Origin of the sequence: Pseudoselenomonas ruminantium (genome assembly GCF_900113715.1) — a bacterium.
GTDB lineage: Bacteria > Bacillota > Negativicutes > Selenomonadales > Selenomonadaceae > Selenomonas_A > Selenomonas_A caprae.
In genome coordinates this window covers 104,830-122,591 of the sequence record NZ_FOQK01000004.1, presented here as the reverse complement: position 1 = coordinate 122,591, position 17,762 = coordinate 104,830, and the positions used below count along the sequence as shown (strand labels likewise).

Sequence of the window (17,762 nt, the reverse complement as noted above, 5' to 3'; positions counted from 1 at the left end):
ATCCAATGAATCTGTGCAACCTCCTCAACCGAAGAAGTCAGCGATGCCATCGGCGATTCCCTGCGCTGCCTTCTTGATGCCCTCTTCACTGTTCATCAGCTGCTCTTCGCTCTTGTTGGAGATGAAGGCCACCTCAACGAGTGTTGCCGGCATGTCCGTATGCTTCACGACATAGAAATTGCAGCTCTGCGTGCCACGGCTCTGGGTACCGATCTGATCGATGACCCCCGACCGGATCTTATCGGCCAGCTCACGGGAACGCTTCGAACCCAGCGAGTAATAATACCCCGTTGTTCCCTTGGCAGCACCATTCGAGAACGAGTCCATATGGATGGACACGAAGATATCCGAGCCGTTCTTGTTCGGTATATCGCAGCGCGCCTGCAGCTCCTCGATATCCGTAGCCTTAGAGCCTTTCGGTGATACTTCCGTATCGCGGTCACGCGTCATATAGACCGTTGCCCCCTCCGCTACGAGCAGCCGCTTGAGCTCCTGGGCCACGCGCAGGGTCACGCTCTTCTCCATGACCCCCGTCGGGCCGATAGCCCCCGAGTCACTGCCACCATGGCCAGGATCGATGGTGATCTTGCGCCCCTTGAGCCCCGTGATGCCCGCCAGTTCATCGTCTTTGTCCTCAGCCGGCTTTTCCGGGGCTTTCTCCTCTTCCTTCGGCTGCGGTGCCGGTTTCACTTCAGGAGCAGGCTTGGCCGGCTGTTCCGCTGGCTGCGGTTTCGGCTTCGTCGTTCCCGGCAGGTCGATCTTCGCCTGCAAGGAATCCGGGCTCAGATTGCCAAAATCCATGACCACCCGTCCGGGCACTGTCCCCCCCTTGAGGGTGAACACCTTGTAATTGTTCTTCCCCACCTTGGTCTCGACTACGATGCGTACCGTCTGCTTATCGAACTGGGCCAAGCGTACCTTGCCGACAAAGCGGCTGCCGATGTTGTTATCCTTCTTTACCTTCGGCGAAAGCCAGGCCTTGGGGATATCCACCACCACGCGATCCGGATTGGAAAGGACCATCTTCTTGACACTGACGGCTTTGTCCGCATCGACCACGATGCGCGTCCGGTCCGAATCGGTGCTGACCCGCACGGCCTTCACCTCAGCCAGCCCATTCACCCGCTGGCCAAAATCCGAATCGGCCGCCGCAGCCGGCAGCGCAGATACCATCATATATAATGCAATAAAACACAAACGAATAAGCATTCGTCTCATATCCATAGGCTCCTCCCATCCAGGCACATATACTTCATTATCGTATTTCTCTTGACAAAAATCAAGAAACTTATGTACGAAAAACAGCAGACTGCCAGTATCTACCTATCTATCGTACTACGGCTTGGCAAGAGAATCCTAAGACTTGCGTGGCGATTGGATTAGAAATTCCATAAAAAAAGAACTGCGGTCCCCCACAGTTCTCTGACGATTGCTGCCCAATCAAAGCATATTCTGCAGAAATGCCTGCGTGCGCTCCTCGCGCGGCTGGCTGAAAAAGGTTTCTGGCTCGCCCTGCTCGACGATATTGCCATCAGCCATGAAAATGACCTGACTGGCAGCCTCACGGGCAAAGGCCATCTCATGGGTGACGACTACCATCGTCATATGCTCCTCTGCCAGTTCACGCATCGTCTTGAGCACCTCACCGGTAAGCTCCGGGTCGAGAGCCGAAGTCGGCTCATCAAACAGCATGATATCCGGCTTCATGCAGAGCGCACGCGCAATGGCCACACGCTGCTGCTGACCGCCCGACAGCTGCGATGGATAGTAATCAGCCCGGTCCGACAGGCCGACCTTGGCCAGCAGCTGGCGGGCATACGGCTCAACCTCCTCACGCTTGAGGCCCTTGACCTGCATCGGCGCCTCAAGGAGATTCTCCATGACCGTCATATGCGGGAACAGATTGAACTGCTGGAACACCATGCCCGTGCTCGCCAGCAGCTGACGCTCTTTCTTCGTCTCCACATACTCGGCTTTGCCATCGCCATCAGTGACGGCGAGGAACTCGCCCTTGATCTCGATCGAGCCGCTGTCGATCGTCTCCAGCTTGTTGATGCAGCGCAGGAGCGTGCTCTTTCCCGAGCCCGATGGTCCGATGATGGCGAGCACCTCGCCGCGGCATACCTCGATGTCGATGCCCTTGAGCACTTCATTATCGCCAAAGGCCTTATGGATGTCATGCATGCGCAGCATGACTTCCTGCTTATCTGTCATATTTGCCATAATATGCCTCCAGTCTCTTGAAGCCCCAAGTCAGAACAAACGTCATCGCCAGATAGAAAACCGCTGCGATCAAGAACGGCGTCATATCGAACTCACGCTGCACGATCGTGCGCGCTACGCGCAGCAGATCATTCATGGCCAGGATATACACCAGCGACGTATCCTTGACGAGATTGATGGTCTCGTTGCTGACCGGCGGCAATACCATGCGGAAGACCTGTGGCAGGATGATGCGCCGCATCGTCTGCGGATAGCTCATGCCCAGCGTGCGGGCTGCCTCATACTGCCCCTTCGGCACCGACTGGATGCCCGCACGGAAGATCTCAGCAAAGTACGCGGCATAGTTGAGAGTGAATGCCAGGAGTGCCGCCGCAATATCCGGCAGGCGTACGCCGACCATCGGCAGGGCGAAATAGACAAACAGCAGCTGCAGCATCAGCGGCGTACCACGCATGATCCAGATATAGAATTCGATGAAACGGCTGAGCAGCCTGAGGCTTGAGAGCCGTCCCAAAGCCGCCAGCATACCGAGCGGCAAGGCAATGATCAATGTGATGAAGAAAATTTCCAGCGTAATCTCTGAACCTTCGAGCATGAGCAGGAAAGTATCGAACAGCTTATCCATGCAAGCGTCTCCTTTAGTGTAGCAAAGTGTTAATACGCTATATTATACACGAAAGCTGTCACCCTGTAAAGCAAAGAGACAGGCCGAAGGGCCTGCCTCAAAACTGTTCCTGTTTATTTTTTCGTGATGTCCTTGCCGAACCATTTCTCGGAGATCTTGGCCATCGTACCATCGGCCTTCATCTCGTCGAGAACCTTCTGTACTTCGTCACGCAGCTGCTGGTTATCCTTGGCAAAACCGATGCCGAAGGTGCTGATCTCACCGACCGGCGAATCGATAGCCTCAAGGCTATCAGCATGCTTGCTCATATAATAGCGGCCCGTGATCTCGTCTCCGACCACAGCATCGATGCGGCCATTTTCCAGATCCATGAAGGCCGAGACATAGTCGGAATACTTCTTGACCTCTTTGACATTCTTCTTGAAGAAATCCGATTTATCCATATACTCTTCCGCCGTGCCCGCACTCTGCGTGCCTACAACCTTGCCAGCCAGGCTCTTCTCATCCGTGATGCCCGTCGTGCCCTTCTTGACGAAGATGATCTGGCGGTTATCCATATACGGATCCGAGAACAGCATGTTCTCCTTGCGCTTCTCCGTGATGTCGAGACCGTTCCAGAGGACATCGACACGACCGCTCTTGAGCTCAGCCTCCTTGCTCGACCAGTCGATCGCCTTGAACTCGACCTCGCGGCCCAGGCGTTTCGTCGCCTCCTTGGCCAAGTCGATATCAAAACCGACGATCTCATTGTTCTCATCCTTGAAGCCCATCGGCGGGAAGTTGTCATCAAGGCCGACAACGATTTTCTTGCCCGCGGAGGACGAGCCGCCGGCATCTTTGGCATTATTGCTGCCGCAGCCGCTGACAAATGCCGCCGTCATCACAGCGGTCATCCCGATTGCTAAGAGTTTCTTCCATTTCATATGCAAACGCCCCTTTTCACTTCTTTATCTCATTAAAGGATTAATATGATGCTATTATACTGTAAACCTGTAAAGGCTGTCAAGCATTTTTTCCTTCTGGTACTTTATTTCGCTTTATTTCCTTTTTTTGCAGGTATTTTCCCCAACAGTGCGAATTATATATATTAGATTCGTATTTCCGAACTACAAGGAGGAGATTACTTTGCGAGCCGTTTCCGTAGAGGATTTAAAAACTGGCATGATCTTAGCCCGCACCATCGTCAATCCCGACATGGTTGTGGTCTTGTCTGAAAATACATTGCTGACCAAGGCACATATCACGCGCCTGACTTTCCTGAACATCCCTGTCGTCTACATCAAGGACGAATACTAACTCAGTCAAAACTATCAGGCCGTATCCACGATCTTCAACCGTGGCAACGCCTTCATCAAAGACTATGACAGCGTAGTCCAGGAAGCGCGCTCCATCTTCAGCAACGTAAACAACACCGGTACGATTCCGGTGCAGAAAACCGAAGACATGGTGCAGACGCGCATTGCACCGATGGCTGCCAACAGTGGTGCCATCGACTATCTGTATGAGCTCAACCATCTAGCCAGCGATATATACAACCACTCGCTGCGCGTTTCCATTCTCGCCGGCGTCATCGCCAAATGGATGCATTTCGACCGCGAAAAACGCAAAGATATCATGCTTGCCGGCTTCCTGCACGACATCGGCAAGACAAAGTTCCCGCAGCGCTTGCTCGACAAGAACATCAACACCTTGAAAGGCGAAGATTATGAAGCCTATATCCAGCATACCGTCGATGGTCATCATATCCTGAACACGGAGCCGTCGCTTTCCGAAGGGGTAAAACTCGCTGCCATGCAGCATCACGAGCGCATGGACGGCACGGGATTCCCGTTCAATTGCATGGGTGCCGATATCCACGAATACGCGCGCATCATCGCAATTGCTGATATTTATGACAATATCACCACCGAGCGCGAAGGCTATGTCAAGCAGACGCCATTTACGGCCATTGCCTACCTGACCGAGAACATGTTCACTTCGCTCGACCCGACGGTCTGCGTCCCTGTGCTCACGCATATCAAAGATGCCTTCCTCGGTTCGCGCGTCACGCTCAACAACGGCGAAAAAGGAACCATTGCGGCTTACCCGAACGACTTCGCCGCTCACCCGGTAGTGAGCATCTCCCCCGATGAGATCCTGAACCTCAACGAACATCCGGAGCTCACGATCACCGAATACAATCCAAAATAAACCAGGCCACAGAAAACCAAACGCCCCCACGGGTCAGAAGCAAAGCTTCAACCCATGGGGGCGTTTTATTCCCCTGTTCGCCTCCTACGAGGCGTATCAACAATCCAGCCTAAACCGTTGCTCCCGTAACAAACACATCAAGGCCTTGAAAGCCTGACACACTGCATCTTACTCGTACCGCAGTGCTTCAATCGGGTCGAGTTTCGCAGCTTTGCGGGCCGGATAGATGCCGAAGAACAGTCCGATGCCCACGGAAAAGACGAACGAAACGACAATCGGCAGCATCGTGATGACCGTCGTGAATGCGCCGATCTTGGCAATGAGCTGCGACACGGCGCAGCCGACGATGATGCCGATGATGCCGCCGATGATACCAATGACCATCGACTCGATCAAGAACTGCGTCATGATGTTCATGAACGTCGCGCCCAAGGCCTTGCGGATGCCGATCTCCCGCGTGCGCTCTGTGACCGACACCATCATGATGTTCATGATGCCGATGCCGCCGACCAGCAGCGAGATGCCGGCAATCGCACCCAAAAGCATCGTCAGCATCGCTGTTGACTGGCTCATCGTCTCCATCAGGCTCGTGAGATTGCGGACGTTGAAGTCATCCTCCTTGCCGCCGATAATATGATGGCGCATCCGCAGCAAATTCTCGACTTCGGCCTGCACCTGGTCCATCTTATTTTGATCAGCGACCTGGATGTTGATGGACTGGACATAGGTAATGCCAAGCATGCGCTCCTGCGCTGTCGTTATCGGCACATAGACCATATCATCCTGATCCTGTCCCATCGATGACTGCCCCTTGGATTCGAGCAGGCCGATGACTTTGTACGGCTGGTTGTTGATACGGATATTCTTGCCGACCGGATTATCCTTGGCAAACAGATTGGCTGCCACCGTTGTGCCGATAACCGCTACGCGCGAACGCTTATTCATATCATTTGCCGAAATGAACGAACCATTGCTAACCGCCAGCGAACGGATGGACATGAACTCCGGCGTCACACCCTGCACCGAGGTTTTCCAGTTGTTATTGCCATAGACAATCAGATATGACCCCGACACCGACGGAGAGACGTATTCGATATTCTTGATCTTGTTCTTGATAGCCTCCGCATCATCGTATTTCAGCGTCTGCATCGAGCCAGCCGCGCCGCGTACACCGCCGCGGTTCGATGACCCCGGCGAGACGATCAGCATATTGGAGCCGAGACTTGCAATGGAATTGGTGACATTGCTGCGCACGCCCATGCCGACCGATACGAGTGCGATAACAGCCGCGACACCAATGATGATCCCAAGCATCGTCAGCAGGCTGCGCATTTTGTTCGCGTAAAGGGAGGTAAGCGCCATCTGGAAGCTTTCACTAAACAACATCCATGACCACTCCCTTCCCTTCGTCGCGCGTGATCTTGCCGTCACGCACCAGCAGCTGGCGGCTTGCGCAAGCAGCGATCTCCGGCTCATGGGTGACGAGGATTATCGTGCGTCCCTTCTCATGCATGGTCTCGAAGATTTCCATGATTTCCTTCGTCGATTTCGTATCGAGGTTGCCTGTCGGCTCATCGGCCATGATGATATGCGGATCGTTGACGAGCGCGCGAGCAATTGCCACGCGCTGCCGCTGGCCGCCCGAAAGCTCATTGGGCTGATGGTCCGCACGGTCGCCAAGACCGACGGCTTCCAGATAATGCATCGCGCGCTCCAGCCGTTCCCTGCGTCCTACGCCCGCATAGACAAGCGGCAGAGCCACATTCTCCAGCGCCGAGATGCGCGATAGCAGATTGAAGTTCTGGAACACAAAGCCGATTTTCCGATTCCGTGTGATAGCCAGCTTATCATCGCTAAGGCCAGCTACCTCCTCGCCATCGAGCTTATAGGACCCTTCCGACGGCCGGTCAAGGCATCCCAGGATATTCATGAGTGTCGACTTGCCCGAGCCTGACGGCCCCATCAATGCAGCAAACTCCCCTTGATAGATATTGGTCGTGATACCATCAAGCGCGGCGAGTTCCTCGCCGCCGATATGATAGATTTTCCGGATACCGGAAAGCTGTATGGTCGGATAACGATTTTCCTTTTTTTCCATCGGATTCCCTGCTTTCCCTCTCATTACATTGGCGGCGGGCCGCCTCTGCTTTTCTTACTGCTCGTTGTCGTTGTTGATGCTTTAGCGATATAGGTGCTCACGACCTGCTCCCCCTCGGACAGCCCTGCAAGGATTTCCACATACTCATCACTGTAAATGCCCGTTTCGACATAGCGGTTCTCCTGCGTGCCATCGGGATTCTTGACAATGACATAGGAGCCATTCGCATCGGTCTTGAGTGTCGAGATGGGGACCGCCAGCGCCCCTGCCTTCTCAGCCGTATTGATTTCCACGCGCGCCGTCATCGCTGGCAGTAGTTCATTGCCGGGATCATCGACATCCAATGTCACATAGTAGTAAATGACGCTGGAGGACGAAGTGCTCGACGAACTACTTGAGGAAGAAGACGTGTCCCAGCTATTGCCCGTATCCGTCTGCGAGATATTCGTGACGCGCGCCGTAAAGGTCCGGCCCGTGAAGCTGTCCACTGTGAAGGTCGCCGTCTGGCCAATCTTGACACTGCCGATATCCGTCTCATCGACTTTGGCCTGGATCTGCTTGCTCGAAAGATCGGCGATGCGCATGATGACCGTCGGGCTGCTAGTCCCCTGCACGGCCATCGTGCCCGGCGTCTTCGGCTCGCCGACAACCACGCCCGACATCGGTGCCGTGATTGTCATCTCATTCATATCCGACTGCGCTTCCGACAGTGCTGATACCGCTGTCTCATAATTCATCTGCGCATCCTCCAGATCAGCCTGGGTCTTGGCGCCAATGCTATAGAGATAACTGGTGCGCTCATATTTGGCCTTGGTATTCGTGACTTTTATCTGTGCCTGGTCACGCTTGGCTTCATAATCTTTGCCATCAAGTGTCGCAATGGTCTGCCCGGCCGTGACTGTATCGTTCTCCTTGACGAGCACGTTCTTGATCCGCGCCGTGACCTTCGAGCTGACCTCGACCGAGTGCACAGGACGGATGGTTCCCGTCGCTGAGACCGTCGATTTCATATCCATGCGTATGACTTCCGTCGTCTCCACGGCCGCTGCCTGCTTGGCCTGCTGCTGGCCCTGATAATATTTCCAGCCGCCAAACGCACAGGCCGCTACGAGCACTGCCGCGATACCGGCCTTTACTTTCCAGTTGATGTTCATTTCGTCTCCTCATTTCCTGCCAATTCATCCGCTACAGCCGCCGGTGTTGCTGCCGGCTGCGTATCTGCCCCTGCTGCCACTCCGGCCTGCTCGATGGGAGAGCTTGCCAGCGTCGCGGCAACGTCGGTTGAGAGTTTTGCCGCAGCCTCTTTTTCCGCAGGACTCAAGCTGATGCCCATGGCATTTTCCACCGATGCCTTGTCGCGGGCATAATCATACTGCGCACTGATATAGTTGAGCTGCGCCGTCGAAAGCGCCTCCTGCGCATCGATGATATCGAGCATCAGGCCCTCGCCGGCACGATATTTCTCGCGGGCAATGTACGCATCTTCCTCAGCCTGATGCACCGCATCCTGCGTCGAATTGAGCCGTTTCTCAGCCTCCCGCATATTGTAATAGGCCTGCCGCACAGCCAGGTCAACATCCTCCTTGTCCTTGAGCAGATTGAGCTTCGCCACGTCGTATTCCGTCTGCGCCGTTTTAACGGCTGCATCGGTGACGCCGCCATCGAAGATGCTCCACTTGAGGCCGACGCTGGCCGATGCCCCCTGGCTCGACGAGCTCGACGGTTGGAACACATTCGTATTATCTAGGCCCAGCGATAGTGATACCGATGGCAGATACCCAGCCTTTGCAGCCTTTACGGCCTGCTCCTGCTGCTCGACCTTATACTGATCGACACGCAGGTCCTTACGATTGGTATAGGCATAGGCAATGCAGTCATCGAGCGCGATCCCGAAAGCATCGTAGCTGAAATCCGTCGTGAGATTCAGCGGCTCCGTACGGTTTATATTGAGATAGTTACGCAATGTCGCCAGATCTACCTCATAGCTGTTCTGCGCTTTGATGAGATTCTGCCGCGCATTGCTAAGCTCGACCGACGAGCGGATCACATCGATGCGCGCCTTGGCTCCCGCCGAGTAAAGCTGGCTGACATTCGTGTAGTGCTCCTGGTATTTATCCACGGTTTCCTGCCGCACAGCCACCGTCTTCTTGGCCTCCAAGGCGTCATAATACGCCTTGATGACACTAAGTTTCAGATTTTCGCGGCTGCGATCTGTTAGCAGCCGGGCCGAATCAGCAGCAAGCTCTGCCTTTTTGATATTGGCCTGATTCTGGCCACCTGTATAGAGCGGCAGCGAAGCTGACACACCGGCTCCATTTCTCGCCTGGCGGTCACTGTCACTGCTCTTGCTCGTGCTAAGGGTATCCGAAGCCGTTACCGACACGCCATTGCTGCCTCGGGCTTTCTTGAGCGCCGCATCAGCCGTATCCTCACCTTTTTGCGTGACCTTCAGGCTCGTGTTCTGCGTGAGGGCCATGTTCACGGCCTCCTGCAGCGACAAATCAGCCGCCAAGGCTGCTGGCATCAGGCCCAGCATGACACTGGCCAACGCCAATGCTATTTTCTGCTGCCGTTTTTTTATCTGACGACTTATCTTCACAATTTTTCCTCCCCGAAAAACTACTTCATCCTGAAATTCGAATCCTGTTTTCTATTTTAACATAATTCCCCACAACTACATGGGTTTATTGGTTAGATTATGATAAAATAGGGTTGTTGTAAGAACATAAATTTTCTCTGAGAAATTCATTAAAAATAAGGAGCCATCCATGGACAATCCATACTTTGAACAAGCCTTGGCGCTGCTGCGACGCTTCTATGGCTACCGCAGTTTCCGCCCAGCCCAAACGCCGGTTATAAAAAGCCTGCTCTCGGGCCAGGACACGGTTGCCATCATGCCGACCGGCGCCGGCAAAAGCATCTGCTTCCAGATACCCGCTATGATATTTCCCGGCATCACGCTCGTCATCTCACCACTGATTTCCTTGATGAAAGACCAGGTTGACGCCCTCGCCGAGCAGGGCATTGCGGCCACGTATATCAATAGCACGCTCTCGCTTACCGAATCCGATCTCCGCTTAAACGCCATTGCAGCCGGCCAATTCAAGCTCGTCTACGTCGCTCCCGAGCGGCTTGAGACAAGTTATTTCCAATACATCATCGAACATCAGCCTATCTCGATGGTCGCCGTCGATGAGGCGCACTGTCTCTCACAATGGGGCCATGACTTCCGTCCCAGCTATCGTCAGATTGCGCCCTTCATCGCCAGCCTGCCACGCCGCCCGCTTGTCGCAGCTTTCACAGCCACGGCTACCCCCGAGGTCAAGGAGGATATCATCAGCTTGCTCGGGCTGCACGCGCCCCAGGTGCATGTCACGGGTTTTGACCGTCCGAATCTTTATTTCGAAGTACGCCGCGGCGAAGACAAGAAAAAATTCATCGTAAACTACGTCCGCAACCATCCCGACGAAACCGGCATCATTTATACCGCTACGCGCAAGGAAACCGACAAGGTCTACGAACTGCTGTCCAAGAAGAAGCTCGCCGTTGGCCGCTATCATGCCGGTATGACGGAAAAGCAGCGCACCAAGGCCCAGGATGACTTTCTCTACGATAACATCCAGGTCATCGTCGCCACTAATGCTTTTGGTATGGGCATTGACAAGAGCAACGTACGCTACGTCATCCATTACAACATGCCCAAGAACATCGAAGCCTACTATCAGGAAGCAGGACGCGCCGGCCGCGATGGCGAACCAGGCACCTGCATCCTGCTCTACTCGCCGCAGGATACCATGACGCAGAAATACCTCATCGATGTCTCCATCGATGACGAGCAGCGCAAAGCCCATAACCTCGGGCGCCTGCAGAAGATGGTCGACTACTGCCATACACCAGAATGCCTGCGCCACTTCATCATCCATTACTTCGGGGACAGCTCAGCCCCCGAAACCTGCGCGAACTGTGGCAACTGCAAGGCAGGACTTGAACGCGTCGACATCACGCTTGATGCGCAGAAAGTCTTTTCCTGTGTCTATCGCATGCGCGAGCGCTTTGGCCTGACGCTTGTCGCCCAGGTGCTCAAAGGCTCAAACGATAAACGTGTCCGCGAACTCCATTTCAACGAGCTATCAACCTACGGCCTGATGAAGGAACGCAGTCTTGCCGACATCAAGCTGCTGATCCAGCGCTTTGTCGCCACCGACTATTTAGCAATGACCGAAAGCCAGTATCCGGTACTGACGCTTGAGCCCCGTGCCTACGCCGTACTCAAAGGGCAGGAAAAAGTCTATCAGGCTATGCCCAAGCCCGAACAGGAAAAAGAACCCGCTGCCCCAGAGCTTTTCGGCTACCTGCGCGGCCTACGCAAAGAAATCGCCGCCCGCGATCATATTCCGCCCTATGTCGTCTTCTCCGACGCCACCCTGCGGGATATGTGTGTCGTCCAGCCAGCGACCCTCGACGAAATGCTTGATGTCAAAGGCGTCGGCGAACTAAAACTCGAAAAATACGGTGCAGCCTTCCTGCAATGCATCCAGGAACACCGCTAAAAACAGCAAACACAAAGCTCCCCTAAACCAACCTTGGCCGTCTAGGGGAGCTTTGCTATATTCTGCATATTTCCTACAGATTGCCTACCTCTATAAGCTTGCCGCCTTCGAGGACAAAATACCCGCAGGCAGAATCCACCGCATCATTGCGCGGCATACGGAAGTTGAACGCAAATGTGTATTTGCCATCAGCGAGTGGCTCATTTTGCAGAGCCGGTTCCTTATCGAGAACAAAGCTCTCGCCATTTATCATCTTGCCATTTTCAAGCAGGAACAGCGGCGTGATCTTATCCCCTGCATGGAGTTGCAGGACTTCACGATCCAACTGCTCACCTTCAATCAGTCTCTGCACACTCAGGATCTTCCAGGCAGCTTTTTCCTTGTTATAGGCAGCGCGCAGATAGCATTTCTTGTCATTCAGCAGGATGTAGGAATGGAACATATTATAGTCCGGCTGGTGTTCGTCAAGATCCAGCAGGATAGTATGTCCATTGAGTGCCGGCCACGTACAATCAAAATCATCCTGGAAAACGCCTTTTTCCCAATCCACCGTCAAGCTGTCACTGCTGCCCAGAAAAACGAATTGACCGTTCTTATCGTTATAGCCGAGCCAAAACGCTGCGTCACTGATAGCATGGACATCCTCCGGCGGCAGCGTAACTACAGCCGTGTTATCCGGGCCGATAACCAGCGGGCTCTGGGCAATCCTTTCCGTATCGAAATGATACCATGGTTCCCCACCGCCACTGCCGCTTAGCATATTCCGGTAGAACTCAATAAACACCGGACTGGCTCCAGGTTGCGGCGTATATTTTGCCAGCGACAATACGCTGCCATCTAAGCAATAGTAACCAGCCAGTCCCCAGCCATGCTGGCGGTAAGGACCAGCCACCCGGTAAACCACTACATCCTTGATGGCTTTTTGCAGCGCCTCAGCGCTTTCTATGCCATGCAGATGCTCTGCCAGATTCCCCAAATCAATCATGTTCGTCCAATTATCTTCCACATTGATGCCATATCGTTCCACCCCATTAGCCACCCGGTCATATGCGGTATAGACTTCACGCGGATTCGCATTGGCTGCGTCTTGTATTTCCTGCCCCATCGCTTCATAGGCATCATTGAGCGCTGGCACTTTCTGCATATCGAGCAAGGACAGCGTTGCACTATCTTCCGATTGATATTTCGCACAATAAGGCAGATAGGTCTCGCAGATAATCTTTCCCAAAGCGCGTCCATCCATCGACGGTTTCTTGGTCAAAGCACCAACCCAGCCGGCATAATCCGACCCCGTTCCCGGCATGATTTCCTCTGATGCCGTTATGTAACGGGTATACCCATACAAGGTATTCGCTGTCTCGATGTTAGCCATCAAGCACATGTCAAACAACACCAAATCGAAAAATGGTGCATCTTTATCCGCCTTGGCCACTGCTGCCATTGCCTGCTGCACATCATTCAGGCTAAGTGATTCTTCATATTTTTCATCGTAGCACAAGCCGTTCAGACTGCCGCCGCCATGATCCCAGAATATCAGCATCCGATGTTCAGCAGGATAATTGTCTTTGGCATAACGCAGGAAATCCTCAAAAGTCTTCTCTTCGGCCATGCTTGCCTGCTCCAACTCGGCCAGCTTGTGGAATCCCTTGCTGTCATAGACAAAACGCCCCAAGGCTTCGCTAGGAATCCCCTCGGTATGCCATGCATGCGCACCACCTGTCTGGATAAAGAAACGCACGTTATCCGGCAGCGGGACGGATTGCAGGCTGGCAAGGTTCTTCGAAGCCATCCCCTGTTCCGACTCCAGATCAGAACCGCACATATAGATATAGACAGCCCAGCTATCCTGCGCCAAAGTCTTTGACGTACAGCCAAACAGCAACACTCCAGCAGCCAAGCAAAAAACCAGCAGCAGCCGGCACAGCCAGCGCCTGGAATTCTGTCCTGTATCCATTTTCATCGCTCCTTCTCTATACGCATCACCTATACAGCCCGCAGGAATTCTCTCCGTTGAGCCTTTCATCTGTACTGCTATTTCTATTATTTCGACAAAATAAATTCCAGTCCTGTAAACAAGCAAAATAAAAAACGGAAAATCTGCCGCAAAACAGCAGACCTTCCGTTTTCTTTATTGCATTTTCTGTTGCAGGATTTCTCTCGCCTTGGCAAGTTGCACATCGGTGGTATCGCCTTCTGCAAAGTCCACCGTAACGTCCGGCTCAATGCCAACGCCATCGATACAGCGCCCATTCGGCGTATAGTATCTGGCGATCGTGAGTTTTAATCCATCATCCTCAAAGAGTGGTACGACCACCTGCACCGATCCTTTGCCATACGATTTCGTCCCTACAAGAGTACCGGCACCGGTATCCTGCAAAGCTCCCGCCAGGATTTCCGATGCGCTCGCGCTGTTGCCGTCAATGAGTACCACCACCGGATACTTAGGTGACTCAAGCGAAGAATCATGCTCCTCTTTCGAGCCATCACGCTGGACGACGGAAACGATTGGCCCCTTCGGCACCAGCAGATTGGCAACCTCCACGCAGCTCTTGACGAGACCGCCAGGATTCTGGCGCAGATCGATGATAAGCCCCTGCATGCCCTCCTGGCCAAGTTTTTCAAACTCTTCCTTGAATTCCTCGCCTGTGTTCTCGCCAAACGAGGCGATGCGGATGTAGCCCATCTGGCTGCCCTCCAGCATCATGCCCTTTGCCGTGCGCAGCTTTATCGTATCGCGCTTTATCGTGTAGTCTCTGTCCTCAGTTCCCGCGCGGCGGATAGTCAAGGTCACATCCGTACCAATGTCGCCGCGAATATGCATCGAAACTTCTTCGGGCTGATATTCTGTGACCGGCGTGCCATCGACAGCTACGATTTCATCGTTGGCCTTGAGGCCTGCCGCCTCACCTGGCGTGCCCTCAAGCACCGACACGATGGTGACCTTGTTGTCCTTGAACCCCATCGTCACACCGATGCCACCGAAGGTGCCCGCCGTATGCTCCTTGAGCGTCTTGTACATATCCTCTTTCAGATAGATCGAATGCGGATCGCCCAATGATTTTACCATGCCATCAATGGCCCCATTCATCAGATCATGCGGGTTGACATCGCGCACATAGCGCGCCTCAATCATACGCTTGACGCCGAGAAAGCGAACGATATCTAGCGTTTTGGCCCCATCAAGCCCCAATACAGCCGCCAGCCCCATCAATGTCAGCAGGCTCGACACCAGGGCCGTGGCTGCAAGGCCAAGTATTATCTTTTTTTTGCTCACATACTGCATGTCTTTCTCCGTTATAAGTAACTATACGGGCTGACCGGCTCACCGCCGCTGCGTACCTCAAAGTGGCAATGCGGCCCGGTGCTGTTGCCCGTCGAGCCGCAATACGCGATGGTTTCGCCCTGGCTGACCGACTGCCCAACCGAAACGGCCAGCGATTGATTGTGTCCATAAAGTGTCGTGATACCGCCACCATGATTGATGATGACCGTATTGCCATACCCTGAAATCCAGCCGGCATACTCGACAGTACCGGCCTGTGCAGCACAAATGGCATCGCCATAGTCGGCACCGATATCAATGCCGCTATGGTATTTCTGCGTCCCCGTGATTGGATGCACACGCCAGCCAAAATCCGAAGTAATCGTACCACCTACCGGCCAGATCATCGAGCCATTGCCAGCCGCCGGCATATTCGCCATGCTGCTGCGCTGCAGCATCGCCGCAATCTGCTTCGATGCGGCCATGAGTTCATCATACTGGCGGTCAACGGTCGCCTTATCGCTCTTCATCTTATCGATGATTTCCTTGCGGCGGCGTACTTTCTCCTCCATGACCTCGCGGGCCTGCCGCGCTTTTAGCTCCTGCTCAGCTCGCGCTTCTTTGTCCTTGGCCAGGCTCGCCTGCGTCGTCTCGATTTCATTTTTCTCAGACAGTACGCTCTGTACAAGGTCGTAATCCTGACGGATGACTTTTTTCAGCAAATCCATACGCGTCATGAAATCGGCAAAATCTTTCGCACCGAACAGCACATCCAGATACGACACCTGCCCGTTTATATAGATATCACGCACACGCTTGCCAAGATGTCCGCTCTTTTCGGCGTAGTCCTTACGGACCACTTTGAGCCGGGCCTCGTTCTCATCCATGCGGGCGATGGTCGCATCGAGCGCTGCCTTGAGCTCCTTATGCGCGGAAATCGCCACCTCTGCCTCTTCATCGACCTGCCGCTTTTCCTCAGACAGCGACTCGATTTTCTGCTGCAGGGCCTCGCTTTCCTTGCGTTTCTCCTCAGCCTGGCGTTCGTAGCTGGCCTTGTCATCCTCACGCGAGGCCTGTACCGTCTCGACGCCAAGTGTCGTGAGGAACCCCGCCGCAAGCACAACCGCCAGAGCCTGTTCTGCTTTTCTCTTCATGCCTCTGCTTCCTTCCTCAGACCTTCAGGAACCGCTTGAGTGAAATCGCCGAGCCCAAAGCACCGATAGCCATGCCCGAGAGAATAATCGCCACCGTGACATAGTTCATAAACGGATACTGCGGCATCAATGGGAAAAAAGCCAGCGTATTGTAGATCTTGGCGGCCATCGCCGCATAGAAGCTGCGCAGGGCAATAGCCGCAAGCGTACCACCGACAAAGCCCATGACAACACCTTCGAGCACAAACGGCCAGCGGATGAACCAGTCCGTCGCCCCGACGTATTTCATGATGGCTACCTCTTTGCGCCGCGCAAATACCGTCAAGCGGATCGTATTTGAAATGATGAAAAGAGTCGCTGCCGCCAGCAGCACCATAAGCGCAAGACCAAACACGCGAATCAGCCGCGTGATGTCAAAAAGATGTTTGACGACGTCCTGTCCATACTTGGCCGCCTCGACACCATCCATCTTCTCGATGGCCTTGGCCGCCGTCTCAACCATATCCGGCTGGGCTACCGTGAGCTCAAAGGACTCTGGCAGCGGGTTCTGGTCGCCGAGCGCATCGAGCAAATACTTCTGGTCGCCGAGACGCTCAGTCAGACGCTCCTTAGCCTCCTCGCGGCTCACATACTTGACACTCTCGATGCCTTGCATATTCTCAAGGTCCTTCTGCAAATCCTTGCGTGCCGAAGTCTTTATGCTATCCTCCAGATACACGCTGATCTGCACCTCCGACTCCAGCGAGGAAGCCAACCGGTTCATATTGAGCACCAACGTCAAAAAAACGCCGAGCACAAACAGCGATACAGCCACCGTACCGACCGAGGCAAACGACATCCAGTTATTGCGCCGGAGCGAGTGAAATACCTCCGTAATGAAATATTCACTGGTCCTAAGCTTCATAACCATAGCCTCCTCTTAATTCATCGCGCACGATATGGCCATCTTCGATGGCAATGACGCGCCGCTTCATCGTATCGACAATCGTGCGGTCATGCGTTGCCATGACGATTGTCGTGCCTGCCTTGTTGATGCGCTTGAAGATATCCATGATATCCCAGCTCGTATCCGGGTCAAGATTGCCCGTCGGCTCATCGGCAATGACGATAGCCGGATCGTTGACGATGGCGCGTGCAATTGCCACGCGCTGCTGCTCACCGCCGGAAAGCTGTGCCGGGAAGCATTTATACTTCTCCCTAAGGCCAACGACATCGAGAACGGCATTGACACTGCGCTGCATCAAGCGGCGCGGCGCTTCGATGACCTGCATCGCAAAGGCCACATTCTCAAACACCGTCTTATCGGGCAGCAGGCGGTAATCCTGGAAGATAACGCCAAGCCCGCGGCGCAGGTATGGCACCTCCTTATGGCTCATATTGACCACATCATGACCATTGACCGTAAGGATACCGCTCGTCGGCAGCTCCTCACGGAACAGCATCTTGATGAACGTTGACTTGCCGGCACCGCTGGCACCGACGATAAAGACAAACTCGCCCTTTTCGATATCGACATTGACACCGTCGAGAGCCACCGCACCATTTTCATATATCTTGGAAACGTTGCTCATATGTATCATAGGATACTCATCCTCCGCATTCAAATTGCAAAACTATCTTTTATTGTACCATATCCAAGGTAAAAATATAAGCCTTCCCC

The 17,762-nt window shown here is 53.9% G+C and carries 14 protein-coding genes and 1 pseudogene; 2 read left to right on the top strand and 13 right to left on the bottom strand.

The genetic code is table 11. The annotated features are described in order from the left end of the window. Window positions 1–24: 24 nt before the first annotated feature. The 4 genes from BM181_RS03320 to BM181_RS03305 form a co-directional block, all read right to left on the bottom strand. The gene (locus tag BM181_RS03320) at window positions 25–1,218 is read right to left on the bottom strand and encodes an N-acetylmuramoyl-L-alanine amidase (protein WP_075442448.1); all 1,194 of its coding nucleotides are present in this window, start codon (window positions 1,216–1,218) and stop codon (window positions 25–27) included. Between the two features lie 222 nt (window positions 1,219–1,440). Beyond that, on the bottom strand, window positions 1,441–2,223 hold the full coding sequence (locus BM181_RS03315; protein WP_075442405.1) for an amino acid ABC transporter ATP-binding protein: 783 nt from the start codon (window positions 2,221–2,223) through the stop codon (window positions 1,441–1,443). Next, window positions 2,204–2,848, bottom strand: a complete 645-nt coding sequence (locus BM181_RS03310; RefSeq protein ID WP_075442404.1) for an amino acid ABC transporter permease — start codon at window positions 2,846–2,848, stop codon at window positions 2,204–2,206. Before BM181_RS03310 ends, BM181_RS03315 begins: the two co-directional genes overlap by 20 nt. A gap of 113 nt (window positions 2,849–2,961) precedes the next feature. Further along, window positions 2,962–3,771, bottom strand: coding sequence for an amino acid ABC transporter substrate-binding protein (locus tag BM181_RS03305; RefSeq protein WP_075442403.1), 810 nt, complete (start codon window positions 3,769–3,771; stop codon window positions 2,962–2,964). 238 nt (window positions 3,772–4,009) lie between these two features. Between BM181_RS03305 and BM181_RS03300 the strand changes: the two are divergent. Beyond that, window positions 4,010–5,038, top strand: a pseudogene (locus BM181_RS03300) (HD-GYP domain-containing protein). Between the two features lie 168 nt (window positions 5,039–5,206). Here the strand turns inward: BM181_RS03300 and BM181_RS03295 are convergent. Genes BM181_RS03295 through BM181_RS03280 form a run of 4 tightly spaced genes read right to left on the bottom strand, consistent with a single transcriptional unit; the run spans window position 5,207 to window position 9,735 of the window. Beyond that, window positions 5,207–6,424 carry an ABC transporter permease gene (locus BM181_RS03295; RefSeq protein ID WP_075442402.1) on the bottom strand — a complete coding sequence of 406 codons (1,218 nt, stop codon included), beginning with the start codon at window positions 6,422–6,424 and terminating at the stop codon, window positions 5,207–5,209. Beyond that, window positions 6,414–7,136: an ABC transporter ATP-binding protein gene (locus BM181_RS03290; RefSeq protein ID WP_075442401.1), complete on the bottom strand. Its 723-nt coding sequence runs from the start codon at window positions 7,134–7,136 to the stop codon at window positions 6,414–6,416. The genes BM181_RS03295 and BM181_RS03290 overlap by 11 nt, the downstream gene beginning before the upstream one ends. Window positions 7,137–7,159: 23 nt before the next feature. Then, complete coding sequence (locus tag BM181_RS03285) at window positions 7,160–8,290, bottom strand: efflux RND transporter periplasmic adaptor subunit (RefSeq protein WP_075442400.1); 1,131 nt, start codon at window positions 8,288–8,290, stop codon at window positions 7,160–7,162. Then, window positions 8,287–9,735 carry a TolC family protein gene (locus tag BM181_RS03280; RefSeq protein ID WP_082336140.1) on the bottom strand — a complete coding sequence of 483 codons (1,449 nt, stop codon included), beginning with the start codon at window positions 9,733–9,735 and terminating at the stop codon, window positions 8,287–8,289. The genes BM181_RS03285 and BM181_RS03280 overlap by 4 nt, the downstream gene beginning before the upstream one ends. A gap of 169 nt (window positions 9,736–9,904) precedes the next feature. Between BM181_RS03280 and recQ the strand changes: the two genes are divergently transcribed. Then, window positions 9,905–11,686, top strand: coding sequence for a DNA helicase RecQ (gene recQ, locus BM181_RS03275; protein WP_075442399.1), 1,782 nt, complete (start codon window positions 9,905–9,907; stop codon window positions 11,684–11,686). Between the two features lie 73 nt (window positions 11,687–11,759). Here recQ and BM181_RS03270 read toward each other — a convergent pair whose 3' ends face one another. The 5 genes from BM181_RS03270 to ftsE form a co-directional block, all read right to left on the bottom strand. After that, entirely contained in the window at window positions 11,760–13,640 is a 1,881-nt protein-coding gene (locus tag BM181_RS03270; protein ID WP_075442398.1) for a clostripain-related cysteine peptidase, read from the bottom strand. A 174-nt stretch (window positions 13,641–13,814) separates the two neighbouring features. Then, window positions 13,815–14,960 carry a S41 family peptidase gene (locus BM181_RS03265; RefSeq protein WP_177207153.1) on the bottom strand — a complete coding sequence of 382 codons (1,146 nt, stop codon included), beginning with the start codon at window positions 14,958–14,960 and terminating at the stop codon, window positions 13,815–13,817. Between the two features lie 20 nt (window positions 14,961–14,980). After that, window positions 14,981–16,102 (bottom strand): murein hydrolase activator EnvC family protein, encoded by a 1,122-nt coding sequence (locus tag BM181_RS03260; protein WP_075442396.1) that lies wholly within the window; start codon window positions 16,100–16,102, stop codon window positions 14,981–14,983. A 16-nt stretch (window positions 16,103–16,118) separates the two neighbouring features. Beyond that, window positions 16,119–17,006, bottom strand: a complete 888-nt coding sequence (ftsX, locus tag BM181_RS03255) for a permease-like cell division protein FtsX (RefSeq protein WP_075442395.1) — start codon at window positions 17,004–17,006, stop codon at window positions 16,119–16,121. After that, window positions 16,996–17,682 carry a cell division ATP-binding protein FtsE gene (ftsE, locus tag BM181_RS03250; protein WP_075442394.1) on the bottom strand — a complete coding sequence of 229 codons (687 nt, stop codon included), beginning with the start codon at window positions 17,680–17,682 and terminating at the stop codon, window positions 16,996–16,998. Before ftsE ends, ftsX begins: the two co-directional genes overlap by 11 nt. Window positions 17,683–17,762: the final 80 nt, after the last annotated feature.